The sequence below is a fragment of the Rhizobium sp. AB2/73 genome, from assembly GCF_020871915.1.
Classification (GTDB): domain Bacteria; phylum Pseudomonadota; class Alphaproteobacteria; order Rhizobiales; family Rhizobiaceae; genus Rhizobium; species Rhizobium dioscoreae.
This window is the reverse complement of the sequence record NZ_CP067074.1, coordinates 94,940-115,043: the sequence shown is the minus strand read 5'-3', so window position 1 is coordinate 115,043 and position 20,104 is coordinate 94,940. Positions and strand designations below refer to the sequence as shown.

21 protein-coding genes and 5 pseudogenes are annotated in these 20,104 nt (G+C 57.4%); 11 read left to right on the top strand and 15 right to left on the bottom strand.

Features of this window, described 5'->3' with window-relative positions; all coding sequences use genetic code 11:
- Positions 1 to 9 precede the first annotated feature (9 nt).
- Positions 10 to 1,104, bottom strand: coding sequence for a cupin domain-containing protein (locus tag I8E17_RS31565; RefSeq protein ID WP_209160198.1), 1,095 nt, complete (start codon positions 1,102 to 1,104; stop codon positions 10 to 12).
- Positions 1,105 to 1,609: 505 nt separating this feature from the next.
- Positions 1,610 to 1,945 carry a hypothetical protein gene (locus I8E17_RS31560; RefSeq protein WP_209160164.1) on the bottom strand — a complete coding sequence of 112 codons (336 nt, stop codon included), beginning with the start codon at positions 1,943 to 1,945 and terminating at the stop codon, positions 1,610 to 1,612.
- 22 nt (positions 1,946 to 1,967) lie between these two features.
- On the opposite strand from I8E17_RS31560, the pseudogene I8E17_RS31550 reads away from it, so the two are divergent.
- The 3 genes and pseudogenes from I8E17_RS31550 to I8E17_RS31540 form a co-directional block, all read left to right on the top strand.
- Positions 1,968 to 3,145, top strand: a pseudogene (locus I8E17_RS31550) (ISL3 family transposase); the annotation flags it as partial.
- A 48-nt stretch (positions 3,146 to 3,193) separates the two neighbouring features.
- Positions 3,194 to 3,482: pseudogene (locus I8E17_RS31545) on the top strand (type IV secretory system conjugative DNA transfer family protein); the annotation flags it as partial.
- A gap of 60 nt (positions 3,483 to 3,542) precedes the next feature.
- Positions 3,543 to 3,944, top strand: coding sequence for a hypothetical protein (locus I8E17_RS31540; protein WP_209160163.1), 402 nt, complete (start codon positions 3,543 to 3,545; stop codon positions 3,942 to 3,944).
- A 251-nt stretch (positions 3,945 to 4,195) separates the two neighbouring features.
- Here I8E17_RS31540 and I8E17_RS31535 read toward each other — a convergent pair.
- Positions 4,196 to 4,702 (bottom strand): annotated as a pseudogene (locus I8E17_RS31535) (IS5 family transposase); the annotation flags it as partial.
- Positions 4,703 to 4,729: 27 nt separating this feature from the next.
- The gene (locus tag I8E17_RS31530; RefSeq protein WP_267486576.1) at positions 4,730 to 4,975 is read right to left on the bottom strand and encodes a transposase; all 246 of its coding nucleotides are present in this window, start codon (positions 4,973 to 4,975) and stop codon (positions 4,730 to 4,732) included.
- A 745-nt stretch (positions 4,976 to 5,720) separates the two neighbouring features.
- Here I8E17_RS31530 and I8E17_RS31525 point away from each other — a divergent pair.
- Positions 5,721 to 6,671, top strand: coding sequence for an IS481 family transposase (locus tag I8E17_RS31525; RefSeq protein WP_209160162.1), 951 nt, complete (start codon positions 5,721 to 5,723; stop codon positions 6,669 to 6,671).
- Between the two features lie 71 nt (positions 6,672 to 6,742).
- Positions 6,743 to 7,506 (top strand): IS5 family transposase gene (locus I8E17_RS31520; RefSeq protein WP_209160517.1). Its coding sequence is split into 2 segments (ribosomal slippage): positions 6,743 to 7,058 and positions 7,058 to 7,506, totalling 765 coding nucleotides; the frame shifts between segments, so codons are not numbered across the junction.
- A 14-nt stretch (positions 7,507 to 7,520) separates the two neighbouring features.
- Here the strand turns inward: I8E17_RS31520 and I8E17_RS31515 are convergent.
- Complete coding sequence (locus tag I8E17_RS31515; RefSeq protein WP_229002310.1) at positions 7,521 to 8,051, bottom strand: hypothetical protein; 531 nt, start codon at positions 8,049 to 8,051, stop codon at positions 7,521 to 7,523.
- Positions 8,052 to 8,297: 246 nt separating this feature from the next.
- Here I8E17_RS31515 and I8E17_RS31510 point away from each other — a divergent pair, with 246 nt between their 5' ends.
- Positions 8,298 to 8,609 (top strand): WGR domain-containing protein, encoded by a 312-nt coding sequence (locus I8E17_RS31510; RefSeq protein ID WP_209160160.1) that lies wholly within the window; start codon positions 8,298 to 8,300, stop codon positions 8,607 to 8,609.
- A gap of 32 nt (positions 8,610 to 8,641) precedes the next feature.
- A complete protein-coding gene (locus I8E17_RS31505) occupies positions 8,642 to 8,920 on the top strand; it encodes an HU family DNA-binding protein (RefSeq protein ID WP_209160159.1) in 279 nt (92 codons plus the stop codon).
- A 186-nt stretch (positions 8,921 to 9,106) separates the two neighbouring features.
- Here the strand turns inward: I8E17_RS31505 and I8E17_RS35330 are convergent, their stop codons facing one another.
- Positions 9,107 to 9,235 carry a hypothetical protein gene (locus I8E17_RS35330; RefSeq protein WP_255610428.1) on the bottom strand — a complete coding sequence of 43 codons (129 nt, stop codon included), beginning with the start codon at positions 9,233 to 9,235 and terminating at the stop codon, positions 9,107 to 9,109.
- A gap of 138 nt (positions 9,236 to 9,373) precedes the next feature.
- Here I8E17_RS35330 and I8E17_RS35420 point away from each other — a divergent pair, with 138 nt between their 5' ends.
- On the top strand, positions 9,374 to 9,562 hold the full coding sequence (locus I8E17_RS35420) for a hypothetical protein (RefSeq protein WP_209160158.1): 189 nt from the start codon (positions 9,374 to 9,376) through the stop codon (positions 9,560 to 9,562).
- A gap of 226 nt (positions 9,563 to 9,788) precedes the next feature.
- Here I8E17_RS35420 and I8E17_RS31495 read toward each other — a convergent pair whose 3' ends face one another.
- The 6 genes from I8E17_RS31495 to I8E17_RS31470 all read right to left on the bottom strand — a co-directional run bounded on the left by I8E17_RS31495 (position 9,789) and on the right by I8E17_RS31470 (position 15,415).
- Positions 9,789 to 9,971, bottom strand: coding sequence for a hypothetical protein (locus I8E17_RS31495; protein ID WP_174067037.1), 183 nt, complete (start codon positions 9,969 to 9,971; stop codon positions 9,789 to 9,791).
- A gap of 47 nt (positions 9,972 to 10,018) precedes the next feature.
- Positions 10,019 to 10,375 carry a hypothetical protein gene (locus I8E17_RS31490; protein WP_209160157.1) on the bottom strand — a complete coding sequence of 119 codons (357 nt, stop codon included), beginning with the start codon at positions 10,373 to 10,375 and terminating at the stop codon, positions 10,019 to 10,021.
- Between the two features lie 346 nt (positions 10,376 to 10,721).
- Complete coding sequence (locus tag I8E17_RS31485) at positions 10,722 to 10,970, bottom strand: hypothetical protein (RefSeq protein ID WP_229002309.1); 249 nt, start codon at positions 10,968 to 10,970, stop codon at positions 10,722 to 10,724.
- A 367-nt stretch (positions 10,971 to 11,337) separates the two neighbouring features.
- Positions 11,338 to 13,164, bottom strand: a complete 1,827-nt coding sequence (locus I8E17_RS31480) for a ThiF family adenylyltransferase (protein WP_209160156.1) — start codon at positions 13,162 to 13,164, stop codon at positions 11,338 to 11,340.
- Positions 13,157 to 14,203: a cyclic GMP-AMP synthase DncV-like nucleotidyltransferase gene (locus tag I8E17_RS31475; RefSeq protein WP_209160155.1), complete on the bottom strand. Its 1,047-nt coding sequence runs from the start codon at positions 14,201 to 14,203 to the stop codon at positions 13,157 to 13,159. Before I8E17_RS31475 ends, I8E17_RS31480 begins: the two co-directional genes overlap by 8 nt.
- Before the next feature lie 3 nt (positions 14,204 to 14,206).
- Entirely contained in the window at positions 14,207 to 15,415 is a 1,209-nt protein-coding gene (locus I8E17_RS31470; protein ID WP_219256747.1) for a patatin-like phospholipase family protein, read from the bottom strand.
- A gap of 73 nt (positions 15,416 to 15,488) precedes the next feature.
- Between I8E17_RS31470 and I8E17_RS31465 the strand changes: the two genes are divergently transcribed.
- Both I8E17_RS31465 and I8E17_RS31460 read left to right on the top strand, forming a co-directional pair.
- Positions 15,489 to 15,848: a helix-turn-helix transcriptional regulator gene (locus I8E17_RS31465; RefSeq protein ID WP_081159734.1), complete on the top strand. Its 360-nt coding sequence runs from the start codon at positions 15,489 to 15,491 to the stop codon at positions 15,846 to 15,848.
- A complete protein-coding gene (locus I8E17_RS31460) occupies positions 15,845 to 16,726 on the top strand; it encodes an ImmA/IrrE family metallo-endopeptidase (protein ID WP_209160153.1) in 882 nt (293 codons plus the stop codon). The genes I8E17_RS31465 and I8E17_RS31460 overlap by 4 nt, the downstream gene beginning before the upstream one ends.
- Before the next feature lie 72 nt (positions 16,727 to 16,798).
- Here the strand turns inward: I8E17_RS31460 and I8E17_RS31455 are convergent, their stop codons facing one another.
- Together I8E17_RS31455 and I8E17_RS31450 are read right to left on the bottom strand one after the other, a co-directional pair.
- A complete protein-coding gene (locus tag I8E17_RS31455) occupies positions 16,799 to 17,131 on the bottom strand; it encodes a hypothetical protein (RefSeq protein ID WP_209160152.1) in 333 nt (110 codons plus the stop codon).
- 144 nt (positions 17,132 to 17,275) lie between these two features.
- Entirely contained in the window at positions 17,276 to 17,893 is a 618-nt protein-coding gene (locus I8E17_RS31450; protein WP_209160151.1) for a TetR family transcriptional regulator, read from the bottom strand.
- Between the two features lie 649 nt (positions 17,894 to 18,542).
- Between I8E17_RS31450 and I8E17_RS31445 the strand changes: the two are divergent.
- Positions 18,543 to 18,623 (top strand): annotated as a pseudogene (locus tag I8E17_RS31445) (transposase domain-containing protein); the annotation flags it as partial.
- Between the two features lie 295 nt (positions 18,624 to 18,918).
- Here I8E17_RS31445 and I8E17_RS31440 read toward each other — a convergent pair.
- A pseudogene (locus I8E17_RS31440) lies at positions 18,919 to 19,857 on the bottom strand (transposase).
- Positions 19,858 to 20,104: the final 247 nt, after the last annotated feature.

Genomic DNA, 20,104 nt, shown 5'->3' with positions numbered 1-20,104 from the left:
CGCCTACCCTTATCGATCACGCTCGATAACCTGGCTTCGTGCGAAATTGAGCCTCTCGATGATGGGCGCGTCTGAAAAGCGAAATAGATCGAATTGGGTTTCCGCTTGCAAGGACCATGCGACCCACGACGGAACGACGAACATGTCGCCCTTCTCCAGCGCATGTTCGGTCCCGTTCAGAACGACGGAGCCCTTTCCCTCGAAGACCTGGAAGACGGACGAACCGACCTCCCGGCGCCCGGGAGTGATGGCGCCTTCGCGCAAACGGTGAAACTCCGCGCGGATCGTCGACATGACGTCGCCGCCAGTCGTGGGGTTGGTGTAGCGAACGGCCGCGTGCCCTTGTTCGACCGTCGCCGGCTGCCCCTCCTCTTCCAGAAGCAACTGCTCGGTAAGGGCCCGATCGGTATATTCCCAGCGATAGGCTCCGATCGGTGAACTGACCGTGTCCTGAAGACCAGATAGCGGCCGCAGGCCCGGATGACACCACAATCTCTCGCTCTTCGACACCATCGGGGTTGCGTAGTCGGTGACGCGATCGGATCCGAACTCGAAAAATCCGACATCATTCTGATAAGAAAACGGGATGTCAAGACCATCGATCCAGGCCATCGGCTGATCCGTATCGTTGTGATGGCCGTGGAAATGCCAACCGGGCGTCAGCAGGAAGTCGCCCCGGCTCATGCGAACGGGGTCGCCGTTAACAACAGTCCATACGCCCTCGCCTTCAACGACGAAACGGAAGGCATTCTGGGCATGGCGATGTTCGGGCGCGGTTTCGCGCGGTCCCAGATATTGGATCGCGGCCCACAGCGTCGGACTGATATAAGCCCGCCCCCCTAGTCCGGGATTGGCGAGGCCGATGGCCCGACGCTCTCCGCCGCGACCGACAGGAACGAGGTCACCCGATCTCTTGGCGAGCGGATAAAGAGTCGACCATTTCCAGACATGCGGCACAGCTTTGGGATTCGGTACAACCGGCATAAGGTCGTCGATTTGGGTCCAGAGGGGCTTCAAGTGCTCCGCTTCGAAATCCGCGTATAGCCGCTGAAGCGCCTCGGTATCTTCAGGGACCACCATGTTGCTGGTTGCGGTACGATCCATCATCTCTCTCAATCTCCTCATGGGTTGCACGATCCCTGTCGCGTCAAACAGGATGGCGATTTATTGCATATAATAAAGCTATTTTCACCCACAGCAAAAAACAAGTCGTCCCGTTGAGACGATCACACAGAAATCCCGCTACGATTGCTCGCGGCGGGCCGAGAACGTGTTGGGCCCGTGCGGCATGCCTGGCTTGCCGTCCCGCATCGCCGTTTAACATAGCATTTTCCCTTTATGCGCCAGCCTGGAGGCGTGACTACGTCCTGAGCGAAATGCCTGTCGCTAGATCGAAGAAATGAAGGTTGACAACGTCGACGGAGACCTCCACGAACTCATTCCAGAAAACATCAGTCCGCGGGTCGAACCGTCCCACGACCCGAATGGTGTCGTTCTTCGATCCGGGGCCGTGCATATCCGATAAGGAGGCGTCTATATCGCGGGCGATTTCCATGACATCATCGGACCTGACGGGTGTGCCAGGCATCTCAATCTGGACGAGTTTCTCTCAGCCGAGCGCTTCGATGACGACGGCACGTCCACGCAATCGCGGCAGATCGGGCGATCGGCGCAAGGGATCCACCAGATGCTCGGGGCGCACTCCGAGCACAACATTGCCGCCACATCGGTCGCGAAGCGACGAAAAGCTGGACAGGACCGTTTCAGGCAGCGCAAGGGCCTGCCGCGCGATCTCGCAGACGATCTTGCCGTTTCCGCCTTCGTGGATCCGCGCATCAAAGAGATTCATGGCCGGCGACCCTATGAATGTCGCGACGAACAGATTGGTCGGCTGATCGTATAACAGCTGCGGTGCGCCCAATTGCTGCAGTAGTCCCTTTCGCATCACGGCAATTGCTGCGCGATTTGCGGATCGTCTCGGGTTCCCGGTTAGCAATGATACGCTCCTTCGAACCGTTCGCCGGTATAATCGTCCGCCGCCAACGCCGCCGAAAGTTATCGGCATCGATGACTGGGCATGGCGTCTTAATCATCGATATGGCACGATCATCTGCGATCTTGAGCGGCGAAAGACGATAGCATTGGTGCCCGACCGGGAGCCCTCGACCGCCAAGGCTTGGTTGGTCCGGCAGCCGCAGATCGAAATCGTGGCACGAGACCGCGGCGGCGGGTATGCGCAGGCCACCGCACAAGCCCCGCCACATGCCGATCAGGTCGCCGACCGCTGGCATTTAATGGAGAACGCCAGCCAGGCTTTTCTCGACGCTGTGCGCAACTCAATGCGGCAGGTTCGCGTGGCAATAGGTACAGCCACCGTAAAAACGAAGCTTCTGACCGCCGCTGAGCGGCTCCAATACGAGGGATATCTGCGGCGTGAAGAGGCAAACGCCGTTATCCGTGGATTCGTCAGCGAAGGCGTGTCCATCAAGGAAATCGTGCGCAGAACCGGTCACAGCCGAAAGCTGGTTCGCAGCGTCGTTCGTGGTCAGCGGACCGACATCTTCCGAGTCCGGCAAACATCCCTGGAACAGCATCTGCCCTGGCTTGAGGCGCAATGGGATGCCGGATTGCGAAACGGTGCCGAACTGTGGCGGCAGCTTCGGCTGGCCGGCTTTGGCGGCGGTCTCCGTGTTGTCACAGAATGGGCAACACGGCGAAGGCGGGCTGAAAAGGCCGAGGACGGGCTTGGCCACGCGCCCGCCGCACGCACCATCGTTCGTCTTATGACCCTGGAGCGCAACAATTTGACCAAGGCTCAAACGGTCACTGTGGCTGCAATTGAGGAGCGGCTACCCGACCTCGTCGAGGCTAGGGATGTTGTCGAAAGTTTCCACGCTATGTTGCGCCATCAATTCCCGGGACTAAACATCTAGAGACCTGGATCAAGCGCGCGGCGCACAGCTTGGTAGCGTCGTTTGCCAGCGGCGTCATCCGCGACAGAGCCGCAGTTCAGAACGCAATCACTTCGATTTGGTCGAACAGGCAGACCGAGGGACAGATCACCAAGCTTAATCTTATCAAACGGCAAATGTACGGGCGTGGGAAACTCGACCTGCTTGAAGCGCGTATTATCGGAGCGCCCTAACATAATCGAAATTGCGTCAGACCCCCGTTACGACGCCGATTGACAATCGATACCGCCGACTACATTTCCAAGCGCTGCGGCGACACCACTGTCGAGGTGGATCAAACCAACCGTTCTACCAGAATGAAGGGATCGTCGCGATCGCGGTCGAAGCAGCTCAGCCGCCGGCCGCTGATCCTGCCGCATGAGGTGCTGCGGATGCGCAGCGACGAGCAGATCGTCCTTTACCGCCGGCAATGCACCGCTTCGATGCGGACGCGCGATCTGGTTCCGGCGTGATGACATGAAGGTCTGTGTCGGGCAAAATAGATTCCATCAGGAAAGAAGATCGATGTAACTTTGCCTGAAAGCCTTCAAATGCCACCACAGCTTACAATGTCGGAAGGAACAACAGAGCATGCACTGGAAGAAAGACTGGTATTCCCTTCTGGGGCCACTGAACATCTGGGCAGCGTTTATGGCTTTCACGCCTATTATCGTCGCCGAAGCGATCATCAGTCTGGAGGTATTTCCGCAGCATGCGGATTTGACGCTAAGGTTCATTGCTTTGATCTGTACGGTCGGGTTTGTACCGTTGGCGACCCTCGCTGAAATCGCGCCTCCCTTCGTGACCAGAGAAGAAGTCAGATGGCGTAACCGCAATACCGAAACGCTCTTCGAAGGCGATGTCGTCTGGGAAGATGTGCCATTCCTGCCACCGGTATTGAACCGTGTTCGCGCAACGACAGGCGAGCGGCAGCCACAGAACGAAACAACACCTATCACGGCGCAGAATGCTCCGTCCGTTGCTTCCGTCTGAACAATCTCGCGGCACTAGTCGGCTCAGGCCGGCAGTCAATGGTGTTGATGGAACCTGACAGTTAGCTCACCGAAAAGTTCAACAAGCGGGATATCAAGATTGCGAGCGATACGGTCGATGGTGCTCAATCGCAAGGTCACCGTGCCAGCCAGTTTATTCGCTCTCGCTCCATGACCAGTGCCATGTTCGTCAGGATTTCAGCTTGAAGAATTGTCGTCACCGCCGCTGGCCTCCTTTTGTCACCCCCACTCCTAGGCGACGTGGACAAATTTGAGCCAGTATCTGGCTGTGGCGATATGCACCATGCCGAGGAAGCTGTTTGCCAGTTGGTCGTAGCGGGTAGCGATGGCACGGTTGATTTTGAGATGGCCGAACATGCGCTCGATGCGGTTGCGCTGCCTGTAAAGCTTCCGATCATGTTCTATTTTCACGCGGCGGTTTGATCGGCCGGGTATGACAGCCTCGATCTTCGGTTGCGCAAGGTTGGCGCGGATGGCGTCTGCATCATAGCCCCTATCGGCAAGCAAAGCATTCGGCGTGCGCTCGGGCAGGTCGATCAGTTCCTCATAGGCCTTGCTGTCTGCTGCTTCGCCAACTGTCAGATGGAAGGCGAGCGGTCGTCCAAGGGCATCAGCCAGGCAGTGAAGCTTACTGGTGAACCCGCCCCGCGAGCGGCCAAGAGCGCGTCGATGAGCCCCCTTTTCCGCCCGCTGCCGAGACGTGGGCGCGGACTGTGGTGCTGTCGATGCTGTAGTGGCCGCTGTCTGCCATGACCTCGGCCAGCGTTACCGCCACGGTCTCCCAGACTCCGGCTTCGCTCCACCTCCGGAACCGACGATGACGGTGTTCCAATTCCCATACTTGGTCGGAACGTCGCGCCAAGGCGCTCCGCATCGGAGCCGCCAAAAGATTCCGTTGATGATAGCTCGGTTCTGCTCGGGACGCCTGCCTCGACCACGGTTCTTAGGTTCGATTGGCAGCAAACCCCTCAAAATCCGCCACTCTGCTTCGGTGAGATCGCCCCGGCTCAAACCTGCCTCCAAAAGGCAGCGTTGAATCAACCGATTGGCGCGGCGTCAATCATGCAGATTCAATGGGTGTAGATTTGCGCCAAGATCCACCGCTTCCGTGATACGTTTCTGCGCTTAACTCGAAATTTTGCGAGCATTCGGCGCACCGATACCGATAAAGTAAAAGATCGTCGAGCGGGCCGTTAGCGGTCAAATCGCAAAACGCTGTCCTACCCTCCATAGGACCAGCGTCAATTTCCTCGATATCACCATCAGCTAACGCCTGCCGCACTGTTCTGACTACCGAAAACAGCTCATACGGCGTCCTGATGCGCACGACCTCGTCAAGATTTTCACAGCGGGAACATGTCATAAGGCGAGAATAGCACGTCACACGATCCTCGCAAATTTGTCCACGCCGCCTAGTCATCGTAGGGCTTGCAGTAAACGACGTAAGTCATGCGCTGCAGTGCCAACCTGACCATTGATCGGCCGGGACAGGGATAGGGATTTGGGGAGAGGGAGGAGGGAACCGTCCCCTTTTCCCATGGTAGGGTGTTTGTGGGGGGCTTGACCTTCCCTCATGGGATGAGTGTCGAGATGGGGCTTGCGCTCTTTCGTCTGCCGGGTCGGCCGGTCGGTCCGGCTGGCATGGCTCCCAAACGGAGGAGAGGGACGAAAGGCGGCAGCGCCACCTTTCGTCCCCTAGGTGTTTGATCCCGGACTTTGATGGTGCATTATTCTCCCAAGCCTGGAGGGATGCATTGTGGGACAAATTCTGCACGGCAGCGCCACGACGACAGAGGCAATCCGTCGAGCAATACAAAATAGTCAAGAGAGCCTGAGGGCGCTGTCAAAGCGCTACGGGATCAACCAGACGACAGTCGCGAAATGGAAGAAACGGACATCGGTTGCCGATCTGGCGACCGGTCCGAAGGAGCCGAAGTCAACAGTCTTGTTGCCTGAGGAAGAGGCGGTCATCGTCGCCTTTCGCAGGCATACGCTGCTGCCGCTGGATGATTGCCTCTACGCGCTGCAGCCGACCATTCCGCATCTGACGCGGTCATCGCTGCACCGGTGCCTGCAGCGCCACGACATTTCCAGGCTGCCTGAGGTCGAGGGTGACAAGCCGGCCAAGAAGAAATTCAAATCCTATCCAATTGGCTATTTTCACATTGATATTGCCGAGGTTCAAACCGCCGAAGGTAAGCTCTACCTCTTCGTTGCCATCGATCGGACATCCAAGTTTGCCTATGTCGAGCTGCATGAGAAGGCAGGCAAGATGGCGGCTGCACAGTTCCTGCGCAATCTGGTCGAGGTCGCTCCCTATAAAATCCATACCGTGCTGACGGACAACGGCATCCAGTTCACAAACCGCCCTCGCGACATCCATGATTTCGGCCACATCTTTGATCGCGTCTGCGATGAGAATGGCATCGAACATCGGTTGACCAAGGTGAAACATCCTTGGACGAATGGCCAGGTCGAGCGGATGAACCGCACAATCAAGGAAGCGACCGTCAAGCGCTTCCACTACGATGACCATGACCAGTTGCGAACCCACCTCGCAGACTTTGTCGCAGCCTACAATTTCGGCCGCCGCCTCAAGACCCTCAAGGGCCTCACCCCATACGAGTTCATCTGTAGATGCTGGACAAAAGAACCCGAACGGTTCAGGCTAAATCCGATCCATCAAATGCCGGGACTGAACACCTAGGCGGTAAACTCATAAATTCTCTTGGCGCATTGCGTTCCGCGTGATTCAAGGCTTCCGAATTAGGAGCTATGATGACACGCCGCCGCTACGAACTCACCGACCACGAGTGGTCAATCATTTCGTCCCTACTGCCGAACAAGCCTCGCGGCGTTCCTCGTGTCGATGACCGACGGGGCCTGAACGGCATCCTTTGGCGCTTCCGAACCGGCTCGCCGTGGTCGGAAGTTCCAGAACGTTATGGGCGGCCAACCACCTGCTATAACCGCTTCGTCCGTTGGCGTAAGGCCGGTGTCTGGGATCGTCTTCTTAAAGCCGTTTCAGAGGCTTATGACGGCGACATCGTCATGATCGACTCGACCTGTGTTCGCGTTCATCAACACGCGGCCACGGGAAAAAAGGGGATCGAGACGATGGTTGCATGGGACGTTCCCGCGGCGGGCTCACGAGCAAAATCCACGCGCTCGTCGATGCCGAAGGTCGGCCAGTCACGCTCCGTCTGACCGGCGGCCAGATTGCTGACTGCACTGAAGCCGATGCGCTGACAGACGACCTCGGCGAAGGTGATATCCTGCTTGCCGATAAGGGTTATGACACCAACGCAATCCGCGCCAAGGCGGCCGAGCGAAAGGCCTGGGCCAACATCCCGCCGAAGGCAACCCGCAAGGGCTCCTTCTCGTTCTCGCGCTGGGTTTACAGGCAGCGGAACCTTGTCGAGCGTTTCTTCAACAAGATCAAACAGTTTCGAGGCATCGCCACGCGCTACGACAAGCGCCCGGAAAACTATCTCGCAGCTGTCAAACTCGTCGCCCCAAGAATCTGGTGTCAGAGTTTATGAGTCGACGGCCTAGGCTAATCGGCCGCAGGGTTGAGTTCGCGGATGACGGCATAGATGCGCCAGCCACCGATTTCCGTGCGGCGTTGGGCGACGAGGATATCCACGGCAGTCTCGTTGGCTTCGATGGCTTTTATCGCCTCGTCCATCGCATCGCAGGGACCGAGGTTCTCGAGGGGGATGACATCGCCATCCTCGTCATAGCCACCGGAAATGTAGGTTGGCGCGCGCTTGAGGCGATCATAGGCGTGCTCCGCTTCACGGATCAGCCGAAACCCTTCAGCGCGCTCGCGCCAGTACTGTGGGCTGCCACTATCGATGTCTTTGATCTTTCGCTGTGTCGTGGAACGTCTCCTTCGTTTTTGACGCAAGGAGCCCGCACCGTAGACGCGAGTGGTCCAGGATCGCATCGCGACCGCCGGAGGCGGCGAGCGGAGGAACCGATTTGCCAGAGCCATCTCAGGCGGCGGCAGCAAATTGGAGGTTGCCGCGACGTCCTTGACGCCGCAGCGGCGGGTGCAAAATAGCAGGTCAGAAAAGAAGAGCATCACGACGACGCCAGGCGTCGTGTCCGTGTGCCAGTAAAACGGCCAGCGAAAGGGGGTGTCACCGCAGGCGGAGACCGGGTCCGGGCTCCGTGAGCGCAAGCGAATAGCACCCGGTCGGCGAAAGCCGGTTCGCCCAAACGCTTCCCGAGATCGGCAAATGTCAAACATCACGGAAATGAATCGGAAGCGGTTCTTCGATTCATAAGTGTCGTTGGACCGTATCGTGAACATCGGCGATCATGCGGCATGGGCACTCACCACTACCAGTTTTATTGCCAGAGGATCGACGCCAACAGGAACATGGCCCGATATTACGCGCTTGCGATCCGGCCAACCCTGTTCGGGGAAATAGCCGTGGTGCGAAGCTGGGGACGGATCGGCAAGGCGGGCGGAGAGATGACCGAGGTGTTCGGCAATGAGAAGGACGCGATATGGCGCTTTCTCGAACTGGTGCTGCAGAAGCGAAAAAGAGGCTACAAACCAGCAATAAACTGTGGAAACACCAAGAGGATCACCGTTCCGCAGACATCGCCGCATGACAATATCTGGATCGGCTGAGATGGTTTTGCGTCTTTAACGAGGAACCCATCATGACCACGACCAACGAAATCGCCGACAAGATCGCATCCGAACAGAACCTGACCAAGGCGCAGGCAAAGACGATCGTCGAAACCGTGTTCGCATCGATCACAGCCGCTGCCACCTCCGGCGCGGAAACATCGATCCCCGGATTCGGCAAGTTCAAAACCAAGGACACGCCGGAGCGCGAGGCTCGAAATCCGGCCACCGGCGCCACCATCACGGTTGCCGCTGCGAAGAAGCTTACGTTCCAGCCCGCCAAGGCACTGAAGGATGCTCTGAACAAGTAATCCACACGAAGGGCTGGGGACGAACTGATTGAAGCCGCAGAGGCGGCTCTCCGCGCAGCATCATCGGCGCGCTCGCCTTCACGCTCGAAGCTGATCCCGATCCCCGTCCCCGTCAAGGAGACAGCGAAAGCGTTGCTTCTCATGACAGTCGGACGGTGGCGGCTGCATTGCGGATGATCGCCGCCCTCAAAAGGGCGGCTCGGCGTCGATGGAGCCATCTTGCACGGCCATGATGACCGCCAGTTCCGCCTGAGCCAGCTCCAGCTCCGCGGCAATCGCGCGGCGCAGTTCTTCGATGTGTTGTTCCAGCAGCATCGTCATCTCCTTGACGTTTAAGAAAGATGCTGCAGGAGCCGCATCTCGCGTTGAGCGTCGCCACTCCGGCTCTTGCAAGTCGATCCCAACCAGCGACGCGAGACGTGCCAGAGCATCAAGAAAGGAGAAGTCCTCCATATGTTGGATGAGGCTGAAGACATCGCCCTTGGCTTCGGACAGCGGATCAAACTAACCGCTGCCGCTGTGTATGACGATGACAATCTCCCCGCCGCGCCGGTATTTGATTGCCCGCCGTGTGCTTTCCTTCAGATCGACCGCGAACCCCGCCTGCTCCAGCACGACGGCGCACGGGACACGATCCCGTAAGTCTTCCAGTTTCTCCATCCTTATACCGGCGCTCCTGGCGCCGCCCTTCTTGTCCGATTCATTTCTCCCGCATTTTGCGGGACCGTTTCCGACGGTCCGCGAAGAGCAAAGGAGGCAAGGGCGCGACTGGCAACCTGCAGATCTGCACCTTGGCACCAGGGGCCACACCAGCCGCGGCGAAGCTTCCCTTGCCGCCTGCGGCTCGCAAGCGGCAATGAATGCCGACTCAATGAGCCGGCCCGTACGCGAAGGGATCGAACTCGGCGATGGTCTCGACCTCGCCGTCATCGAGTTCGTCGCTCGGAAGAACGCCGAACTCGTCGCCAGACCGGAAAAGCGTGACCGGGACCATAAGCGTACGGGAAAGCTGGAAGGCGTGGTTCTGTGCGAGGTTGAGATCTGTGTTCATCGAAGGGCTCCATCTTGGAGCGGGCCGTTCCCGCTCGATGGCTCCCGTCAGTGTCCGGAACCGGTCGCGATCACCGCGGAGGCAAAGCCGAGCGGCCGCAGCTTGCTAGCGGACCCCACAGCGGGTTGATCGACGGAGATCCGGGGCTGGACCAGGATGCCATCGAGCGGGAATGGAACGCCTCCATAAGCCCAGCCTTGAGCTTCAAAGGTCTCGCTGATGCGGAACACATCCCCCCACACCACACTCTTTGATCCGTCCACACCGGTCTGGGAGTAGCTTGCATTCAATGCAGGCGTCAGGTGGGAAAAAGAGGTGCACGCAGCAAGCAACCGCAAATTCGAGGGTGTTATGGAGGTCGTCCCCTTTTGCATAGGTGCGTTGCACAATTCTTGTTTGCGCATCGCTCAATATCTAGGCAGTTTGCGTATAGCTGATGCACGCGATGGCTTCCTCCGAGGTCCATCGTATCAGCTGTTCCCCTCTGGAGGTTTTTGACCTTCACACTTCAAGGGCCTCGGTATTCCGGTGGCCCTATTTTTTGTCTCTGTGGACGCTTTGACTACGACCGTAGGGAGAGGGGGAATCGAGATCGCGCTCATTTCATCGAAAGAGAGATAGCATGTCGGGGAAACCTTTGTACGGGAGATCAAGCTGCGCAGTGATACAGGGCAACCCATGAGGTGCTTACGCCGCGAATTGCCGGAACGGACATTTTCTATGGGCGATCGTTAGACTCTTGCGGCGCCTTCACAAGTGCGTTTTCGCCCATAGGAGCGCGCTTATTGCGGCAGCTTTAGCCCCTTCCTGGCTCGGATAATTCTTCCTACCAATCTGACGCTTATCCGTCCCGCGACGCGCGACAAAGATCCCAAATCCTTCACCGCGTTCAAAGACAGTAAGATTAAAGCCTTCAGTGTTGACGAAATGATTGCCTAGTTGCGAAATCCGCCACTTCTTCGCGGCCAAGGATTTTCGCCGGCGGGCAATCAGACGCATTCCCGTCTCACGCTGCTTTGGTCTGACGTAATCGTCCTACATATGCTCCGCGCATACGCACCCCACAGCAAGTGTCTCCGGATAGTGCGGAGGCTCCATGTAATGAACATAGCGCACATCAACGCTTTCGCACATTTCACATTCCTGCGACGGCGCTTCAAGATCGTCGATGCCTACGCAAGTCCACCCCTTATGCGGAATTCTTGGTGAAGACCACTTGCCCCGGCTGGTATGTACAACGCGATCTGCCATTTCCCGGCTTTCACAAAACAAGAAGGCGTTTGATTACTGCCGCAGCCTGGCCTGCCTGATTTCCCTTACCCACAGAGAAAAGTCAGCCAGAGGCTCAACGTTCTGGATAACATGATTATTTCTCAGAAGGCGCTCGGCGGCAAGCAGCGCAACCGCGTAGGCTCCAGTGACGATCGACTACCCGACCATCCCCATCTTTTGTCCCGAACTCGGAATACCAGTCAGTACTGTAGACCCCGCCCAGCATCCCAATGCGCTTGTGCGGGGCAGCAAAAATCCGATGGGCTGACGTGCTTGGCGCGTCAAGCAAGCAGTCGAGCGCCATGTCGCTGGCCATAGCGTTCACAAAGGAAAGCTCAACAGGGCCGTAAGGCTGGAAATGCGCGCCGCATGCCGGCTCTTCCTTGTTTTGGCCACCGTCTGGCCAATCCACCACTTTAAAATCCGGGGTACCGGTGCGGCCGAGATGGCATTGCAGGCATCCGCCGTGTTCGGCTATTGCCACGGCATGTCCTGCGCAAGCGTGCGCTTCGGTCCAGCAATAGAGGATTGGCTTCTTCCTGCCTTGCTCGACATGCCAGTCGTTCAAAGCATGCTCTGCCGCCCAACTGCCCGTCGCCGAGATGATAAGATCGGCCTCGGTGAGCAATTCGGTGTCCAACTGAAGGAGCGCGCTCATGCCATATGACCGGCTTTCGATAAGAAGATGGGGATAATCCATCTGCAAGCGCTCAGCCAGGGCAATCGCCTTGTTCTTGCCGATCGCAGTCGCCCCTAGAGGATGGCGACCGACATTCGGCCAGCTCAACTCGTCAAGATCGACAAGAACGAGATGGCCGACGCCAGCTTGCGCCAGCGAGCAGGCGACGGGCGCGCCGACTGAACCGCAACCGATGACCACAACAGTGGAGGAGAGAAGTCTCTCGGTTCGGGGATCCTGCCCTCGTCCGTGTATCCAGGCTACATCGGCGCGCTGCACTGACGATCTCACCACAGGTGTCCTCCCGAAAAATCGCTGACTGATTAATGTTGGCGGAGCGTTGCCAGCGCGAAATCCCTTCGTCACTGGCTCAGCAACCGGTGACGGTCGGCCATGCGCGAATTTCGGATTCAATGTCCGGACGGCAATGAGGCCAGCGCCGGCACGGCCCTCGGCGCCAATGACGGTGACAATTTCTTCAGGTATTCGGCGGGCGGCATCCTCGAGCGCATTAACGGAATCTGGTCCTAGTTCCGCCGCCAGCGAATAGAGGTCGGCTGCCCTGTCCGGATACTGTGCCGGAAGCGGTGGGGTTTCCATCCAGAGGAACGCGCCCTGCGTAATTTTGCCGGTTGCGCCTTGTCCATACCGCCGCGCAACCCAGGTCAGGAGAGTCTCCTCGTGCTGGCCGACGACGGTGATGCCCTCACCTTTCCAAACGCGCACGGAGCGCGATGGCGCTGCCGGGCGAATCAGGCTGAACAACCGGCTGCCATCGGAGTGGGTCTTGTAGGCCCAGTAGGTCAGAAACTCTTCCTTGAAGTCCCGTTCGACGATATCGCCCTGTAACAGCTCCTCTATCAGACCAACCGACCGGATCAGGAGGTTTTCTGCGACGGCCGTTGGGTCGTCGGGATCGACCTCTGCCATATTCGGTAGCAAACAAAGTATCCCATCACCCTCTACATGCGGCCATGTCAAAGCTTCGGGATGATCTACCAGCGCGGTCCGAACGGGGATTCTCGGAAATGCCGCCGTCGCAACAACATCGATACGCCGTGTCTTGCCGTCGCTAAACTTAATGCTCACTCTCCAGGCGGCGACCCAACTCCGATTTGGATAGGAGGTCGAAATCGTGTGACCGTCCAACCGCTCTGGCGCTTGACCTAGAAGGGCCCGCAGCCGCGCCTCGAGCTGAAGCGCGGCCTGTCGCCATTCAAGCGATGGATTAAAGTCATGCATGGCGTCCGCCACCTGCGCTGCTCACCGCAGCGGCAGCAGCGGCTGCCTGACCGAGAAGAGCGGCTGAACCGATGATCGCCGGCGCAAATGCATTGGCCCTTTTCTCTTCCTCCAGCCGTTCACTGAAAAAGGTTGTTGCAAAGACCTTGTCCCAACATTTCAGGGCTTTTTCACGGGTGCAGTCAGTGTCGAACAGCGGCGCGAGCATATCGATCGCATCGGTCAGCTTGTCGCGGAAGAACCGCGCGCGCGCGTCATCATTGCCGTTGGTGATGTCGCTGTTCGGCGTAACCGGATGGGCTATCTGCAGGTTCCAATCGAGCCTGTTTCGGATCGACACCATCGTGTCGTAGAGCGCCTTGTCTTCACGGGTGGAATGTTGGTAGCGCTCGGTCAAGACGACGGTAATGCCGAAACCGCTCAAGATCGATGAACGCCAGTTGAACCGGCTGCGCGCAAATTTCTTGAGGTCGCGATTGATGCGGCGCAACTGACGGCCATCCGAAGAATTTGAACGCTCATCTTCATACCAGGTAGAGACGTCGCGTGCGTCGGAGCGCTTCCAGCCGCTGCTTGCAGCCAACTCGTAGTGGTATACGTCTCCAAAGATCGTGGAGGTCGTGACGCGACGATAGACGGGAAGATCGACGTGATAGCCCGCCTCATAGAAGATGCGGACGCAATTCGAGCGCACCTCTGGTGCTCGCTTGAACTTTCCGTCGTCAACGGCATCACGCACCATCGAGCGCGCTTGGTGAGAGGTCATCTCGGCGCCACGCTCCCCGACTAGATCCTCCTTGGCGAAATAGACGCCATCGTCGATGTCGTAATCATTGTCCGGGTCACGGACCATTGTCTTCATCGCGTAACTGCCCTGCTTGACGAACTCCAGAGGGCCGGGCTTTTCTGCCTTCTGCAACCCGTTGCGAAGCCGCGTCCGGTTGGCGTCACGGCGATTGCGCATCTTATCCTGCTCGGTCTGCGGCAGGGTCACATCCTGGTCGTGGTAGGCCCGGACATCTTTTGAACAGTCGAACATGCCTTATCCTTTCCGGCCATCATCGATCGGCCACACAACACCCGATACCGGCATGGCCGGCAGATCATTCATGAGACGCGAGATCATTGCCCCCTCAGGGTTGTTGCGATCGTCGCAGGCACTTTTCGTCAAATCCGCATCCGTGTGAGCCTGATGAACAAGCCGATCCATCGCCTCCGGACGGGTATCGTCCAACGCGAGATAGGGCATCATGCTCGCGGGCACTGCCTTGTTGGGGAACCTCACGCGCCGAATTGAGCGTCCGCAGTCGCTCATCGCATTGGCGAGAAGGCGCGCCATATTGTCGAAAGCAAATTCCTGTGCGGAAATGCTCAACGGTGCGACGTCGGCTCCGAGGGACCAGTCCAGCATCGACCGATGAGCCGATTCCTCATCAAGGTGATCTCCCTCGGGACGCGGGCAGGTCCCGAGCGAATAGATTTCTATCGGCTGATCGGGTCCCGCAATGGTGAGGGCATCGACGAGACCAACCATGATAGGGTTGTTGGCCCAGAGTCCGCCATCGGCGAAGACCTGCTTCGGCCCGCCAACCGAATTGGGGTCATCAATGGCAGCAAGCGACCGGTAGATTGGCGCGGCACTCGTCGCCATGCAGACGTCGACAAGAGGATAGAGATCGTCCCGCACACCGCTCCGGGGCGTCTTTTTGAAAACCCACGCTCGATGCGTGCTCATCAGAACCGCAGGGATGGAAAGGGAAATATTACGCCTCTGGAAGACGTCGAGCATCGTCCTGGTGCCAAGAACAGCTGTCAGCGCCTCGCGCAGTGCTTTATCACCTTGGCGCACGTAGGTACTGCCGCGTCCCGCGCGGAAGAGCGCGCTGCGCTTTCCAGTAATGCGATGGGGAAAAATTTTTGGCCCGTGATCGCGATAAAGGTTGACGACCTCTTGCATCGGACGACCGACAGCAAGGGCGCATCCGACGATTGCGCCAGTGCTGGTACCAGTGATCAGATCGAAGCCCGCGCCAAGATCGAGCGGGGTTGTCCCGCGAATGCGCGCGAACTGATCAGTAAGCCGCGCGAGAAACGCCGCGGTGTAGATCCCGCGCATCCCGCCACCATCGAGGCTCAGGACACGGAACGGTCGCTTGAGCGACGAAACGTCCGCTTTGTCTGGCGACGCGGTACGTGCAACTTCATCTGAACTACCGGCCAACATCGCTTCTTTCTCTTGGACTTGTCGCATTCGACATGAGATAACTGTCTATCCATATATGATGTGGTTTACAATTCGTCAAGATTTTCATGCCGGAGTAGACATGCCAGAAGAAAAGAACCCGTCGCAAATTTTTCAGGAACGGCTGAAAAGTGCCCGGATTCTAAGGGGTTACAACCAGGATGAACTCGCAAAAAAAGCGGGGATGCCTGCGAGCTCCATCGCTCATTTTGAGACGGGTACACGCAAGCCGTCGTTCGACTCACTGCGCCGACTCGCAAACGCACTCGAGATTACGACCGATTACCTGCTGGGGCGATCCGAAGAGCCGGAGCTTGCAAAGGACGGCGACCCGCTGTTCCGTGACATGAGCAAGCTGACAGGAAATGATCGTGAAATTGCGAAAGACTTTTTGCAGATGCTCGCGCGACGCGCGGCTGAGAAAAAGGGTTCGGGTGGATGAGCAAGGTATTCAGCCTTAAGATGGCACGGCAAGCTGCTGAGGCGCTGCTAAAGGAAGAGGAACTCCTGTCTCTTCCGGTCGATCCGTTTGCAATTGCCGCAAGTCGCGACATCATGGTGGAGGGCAAACCGGAAAAGGTCGATGGCGTCTCAGGGATGCTGCTCCGACACGGAAACGATTTCGGCATTGTCTACGCGACCCATATTCGCAGCGAAGGCTTTCAACGGTTCAGCGTGGCCCATGAGCTCGGCCATTATTTTCTTCCGGGCCACGTGGATCAGGTTATTCAGAACGGCATTCACGTTTCTCGCGGCGGATTCGTCACGAATGATCCCTATGAGCTTGAAGCCGACCATTTTGCAGCTGGTTTGCTGATGCCGGAACAGCCGTTCCGCAAGGAAATTGACCGCCAGAAGCCCGGCCTGGCGGCGATCGAAGCCATCGCCGACCTCTGTATAGCCTCAAGGACGGCGGCTGCAATCCGGTATGCGGAAATCAGCGATGCTGCCACGGCCGTGATCATGAGCACCGGCGGTGTCATTGATTATTGCTTCATGTCCGAGGCCATGAAATCGCTCCCAATGCTGGACTGGCTTCGGAAGGGGCTCAGGTTGCCCCTGGGTACCGTGACTGCCACGCTCGCTGCTAATCCGATGCGCGTTGCCGCCGGGGAGCGGGTCAAGGATGAGATCGATGTCCGGGAGTGGCTTGGAGGCCCCACACGCGAAACCGTCAAGGAAGAGTCCCTTGGCCTTGGCGCCTACGGAAAAGTGTTGACTGTTCTCACGTCTAACAAGATCGGGCAGGAATTGGAGCCCGACGAAGAGGACGAGCAGCAGGAATTGATCGAAAGCTGGACGCCACGCTTCAAGCGCTGATGGTAGTCTTCGCTCAGAAGTTCGAGTTCAGTCGAGCCTATAAGCTGAAACTAAATCTTGAGCTGCCAATGACTACGTTCTGATGCCATCATTCTGTAGCCGCGTTTGACGAAGAGCGCCGCGAGGCCCCAGTGAGACCGAGTATTCACCGCGATGACGACCATTGAGCAGACCTAGATCGCAAAGGCGATCGAGACGCGGTCGCGCCTTGGTGACCTTCGTGTTGGGGCTGAAGTTCAGCAGCTTCGAAAGCTTTTTCAGATTCACGCTTGTACCCGGTTTGATTCCGTGGTGCCAAACCACTGCCTCTCGACTGAGAGAAGGCAAAGCAGGATCCACGAGCTCAGCAATGTATTTTCTCGCCAGCGGATGCAACAGGGCCTTTCGCCGTTCAAGGTCGCGCATGACGTGCAGAATTCCATGCTCAAACCCTCTCGAATGGAGGGCGGTCTGTCGGGTTTAGCATCTACTCCACCTCATTTGAGGAAGTACCGGAAAACGCTCGGCGATTATAAAATCGAATTGTCGAGCGAACTCTTCTCGTTTTATCTAGTGACCATAGTCGGCGCGCTCGTATGAGGAAAGCATCGTTTGAACGATACGCGTGCCGTCGGACTTCAAGTCAAACCGCGGATCCTCCTCCAGCCAGGTCTGGAACGTTCCGCGCATTGCAAACCAAAAGGTATTTGCCGCAGTGTCCGACGTCCAGGGATCTGATAATTCCTTTCTCGCCTCCGCGTATCCAAAGATGCTCCCTAACGTAGCACGCATCTCCTGTTGAAACTTGCGGTCTTCATCATAGAGGGCCACTGTATCGGAGACCTTCTTATCGTAGATCTGGAGAATTTGCCTGCCGTTTGCATTGTCTGCAAAATATTGAATGGCTGATGCGGCAATCTCGGCGATTGCCTTCAATGGCTTCTCAACCAAACCCGCGTCATGGAGCCGGCCCAGCTTTCTCCCATGCCAGCATAGCTCATCGCGCAAGGCTAGTAGAATGTGCATCTTTTGTCCGAAATGCCACTGAACGGCGCCGGTTGATACAGCCGCTTCGGTGGCAATTTGCTGCAAGGAGGCGTCATCGTATCCTCTTTCGATAAAGACAACTTCGGCAGATCGTAAAATCCGCATTCGGGTAGCTGCAGCCTCTTCCGACGTCCTTCTCATGCATCGCCTCCCTGTTTCCAGCCGCACAAATCCTCCTGCGAGCGCTTTTCAGCCGGCCCACGAGAAACAAGAAATAAGAAACAGGTCATGATTTGTCACGATAATTTCGTTACAAAATTAACATCGCCGACCTGGGTGTGCGTGTCGCCCGCGCTCGTAATATCATTCCGCTTTTTAGACAACGCGTTTCAGGTAGCCGGCAAAAGGGCCTTGATTTACCCTGCACCCACCTAAACATCGCTCTTTTCTAAACATGACTTTAGAGTGGGACTACCATTTTCAGTGGTAGTTAGAAGCGCCTCGGCGTCCTCTTCAACGAGGAGGATGTTCCGATGACTTGCCGTCAAGAACGCTTTGCCAACAACATGATCAAGAGTACCCCTCCGCTAAAGGCCGCCTGTCCTGACTTGCTGACTGGCGTTATGTCCATGGCTTATGTCATGTGCTACAATCATTTACCCCCATTGAAATATTGTCCGCCGACGATCTTGGTCGCCGGCGGGATTGATCAGACGAGAGAAAGTTTGGATCGTTGATGAGAGCCCGCAAGGATTCGGCAGGGGCCGGCGACGGCCCAGCGATATGGATTGTCGCGATCACTGTTGACGACCTGGCGTCGTCAACATCGTGGCGAGCTTCTGAGCTTCCTTCACTCATCTGTTCCTTAATCGTCACGGCAAAGATGAACGATATCGATCCGCAGGCCTGGCTGGCCGACGTGCTCGCCCGCAGTCCTGGCATTTCCCGTATCACGGCTACCGGAACTGTTGCGTGGAACTGAGGGCAGCACACCCTTTACCGACCGCAGCATCGAGAGCCTGCAGGAGTTCCTTGCCGGCGTGCGCTCCTGGGAAGGCGGCGTTCGCCCTCGCCAAGGGATGGGCTATCCCAGCCTGGTCTGTGGTTGTCAATGCCGTGTGAATTTTCTCGACTATTGGGGAGTATCGCTCCGGTAATGACACGTGGTGAGCGATCAACGGGTGAGACGGTCAGAAGGGGTTCTATTACTAGAGTATCCGTTTTGATCAAGCGTGTTTTGGCTGCCATTTTCGATTTTTCCGCAGCAATGCGTTTGCGAGCACAATGAGCTTTCGCATGACGGCTGTTATCGCGACTTTTGGTGGCTTTCCGGCTTTAGTGAGTTCTTCGTACTTCGTCTTGAGTTGCGGGTTGAAGCGGCATGCGACAAGAGCTGGCATATAGAGCGCGTGGCGGACGATGGCCCTTCCGCCAGCGATGAAAGCGCGTCCGGTCCATCGTCCGGACTGGCGGCTCATGGGTGCCAGTCCGGATAATGCGGCTGCAGCCTTCTCATCCAGCTCGACCAGTTCGGGCATCTCGATTAGGAGCGTAAAGGCCGTGATCTACGAGACGCCAGGAATCGAAACAAGTATATCGAACCTGGCTTTGAGGGAGACATCTGCGCCGATCAGCGCCATGATGGCCTCGTCCACAGCCTTCATTTGGCGCTCGATCTGCCTGAGCCTATCGACATTTTGTCTCTTCAATAGCAGGGTGGAGACGTTCTTCGCCCTGTTCTTTGCGGCAGTCCTGTCCTCGATCAGGGCCAGACGCGCGACATGTAATTCCTTCAAGTGGTTGTGGATTTGCGTGTTGGCTCGCAGGATGCGCGGTGCCAGAAGTGCGCCGTAATGGGCCAGCAGTCCGGCATCGATCCTGTCGGTCTTGGCCAGTCTGCCCGTGGCTTCAGCAAAACGTCGGGCAAGGCGCGGATTGACCTTGGAGAGCGGCAGCCTTTGGACCATCATGAAGCGCTCGAAGGCCTTGTGATAGGCGCCTGTGGGTTCATAGACAATCCGCTCCACGCCCTTTGTGCCGATCCATCGGACAATTGCGGCAAATCCCTTGCGGTCATTGGCAACCGTCAAGGTTCTTCCCTCAGCCAGGCTGTGCAGATCGATATGGTCTTTCGAGATGTCCGCGCCGATGGTAATATCCGTCATCTTTTCTCATCTCCCATGCTTGTCATCCGAGCCTTAAAACTCGGGTATCCGTTCAGGACGATTGGAAAAGATGGGGGCGATCAAACTCTAGTTCGGCCCGGCATTCGAAAGAATGGCGGCCTGCACGTCAACGACCCGTCCCCCATCGCCGGAAGAGGATAGCCGTCCTCTCCGGCGCTTCTTTATCTCACGAAGAAGCAAGAAGTTTATAAGACAAGCTGGTAACGGTCGGGTCCGGCACATGCTG

Bases quoted from the DNA above. Each gene is read 5' to 3' on its own strand.
- I8E17_RS31565 (WP_209160198.1), bottom strand. From the start codon at position 1,104: ATGGATCGTACCGCAACCAGCAACATGGTGGTCCCTGAAGATACCGAG.
- I8E17_RS31560 (WP_209160164.1), bottom strand. From the start codon at position 1,945: ATGCGAAAGGGACTACTGCAGCAATTGGGCGCACCGCAGCTGTTATAC.
- I8E17_RS31540 (WP_209160163.1), top strand. From the start codon at position 3,543: ATGCACTGGAAGAAAGACTGGTATTCCCTTCTGGGGCCACTGAACATC.
- I8E17_RS31515 (WP_229002310.1), bottom strand. From the start codon at position 8,051: ATGCTCTTCTTTTCTGACCTGCTATTTTGCACCCGCCGCTGCGGCGTC.
- I8E17_RS31510 (WP_209160160.1), top strand. From the start codon at position 8,298: ATGGGCACTCACCACTACCAGTTTTATTGCCAGAGGATCGACGCCAAC.
- I8E17_RS31505 (WP_209160159.1), top strand. From the start codon at position 8,642: ATGACCACGACCAACGAAATCGCCGACAAGATCGCATCCGAACAGAAC.
- I8E17_RS35330 (WP_255610428.1), bottom strand. From the start codon at position 9,235: ATGCTGCTGGAACAACACATCGAAGAACTGCGCCGCGCGATTGCCGCG.
- I8E17_RS35420 (WP_209160158.1), top strand. From the start codon at position 9,374: ATGTTGGATGAGGCTGAAGACATCGCCCTTGGCTTCGGACAGCGGATC.
- I8E17_RS31495 (WP_174067037.1), bottom strand. From the start codon at position 9,971: ATGAACACAGATCTCAACCTCGCACAGAACCACGCCTTCCAGCTTTCC.
- I8E17_RS31490 (WP_209160157.1), bottom strand. From the start codon at position 10,375: ATGCGCAAACAAGAATTGTGCAACGCACCTATGCAAAAGGGGACGACC.
- I8E17_RS31485 (WP_229002309.1), bottom strand. From the start codon at position 10,970: ATGCGTCTGATTGCCCGCCGGCGAAAATCCTTGGCCGCGAAGAAGTGG.
- I8E17_RS31480 (WP_209160156.1), bottom strand. From the start codon at position 13,164: ATGCATGACTTTAATCCATCGCTTGAATGGCGACAGGCCGCGCTTCAG.
- I8E17_RS31475 (WP_209160155.1), bottom strand. From the start codon at position 14,203: ATGTTCGACTGTTCAAAAGATGTCCGGGCCTACCACGACCAGGATGTG.
- I8E17_RS31470 (WP_219256747.1), bottom strand. From the start codon at position 15,415: ATGCGACAAGTCCAAGAGAAAGAAGCGATGTTGGCCGGTAGTTCAGAT.
- I8E17_RS31465 (WP_081159734.1), top strand. From the start codon at position 15,489: ATGCCAGAAGAAAAGAACCCGTCGCAAATTTTTCAGGAACGGCTGAAA.
- I8E17_RS31460 (WP_209160153.1), top strand. From the start codon at position 15,845: ATGAGCAAGGTATTCAGCCTTAAGATGGCACGGCAAGCTGCTGAGGCG.
- I8E17_RS31455 (WP_209160152.1), bottom strand. From the start codon at position 17,131: ATGCGCGACCTTGAACGGCGAAAGGCCCTGTTGCATCCGCTGGCGAGA.
- I8E17_RS31450 (WP_209160151.1), bottom strand. From the start codon at position 17,893: ATGAGAAGGACGTCGGAAGAGGCTGCAGCTACCCGAATGCGGATTTTA.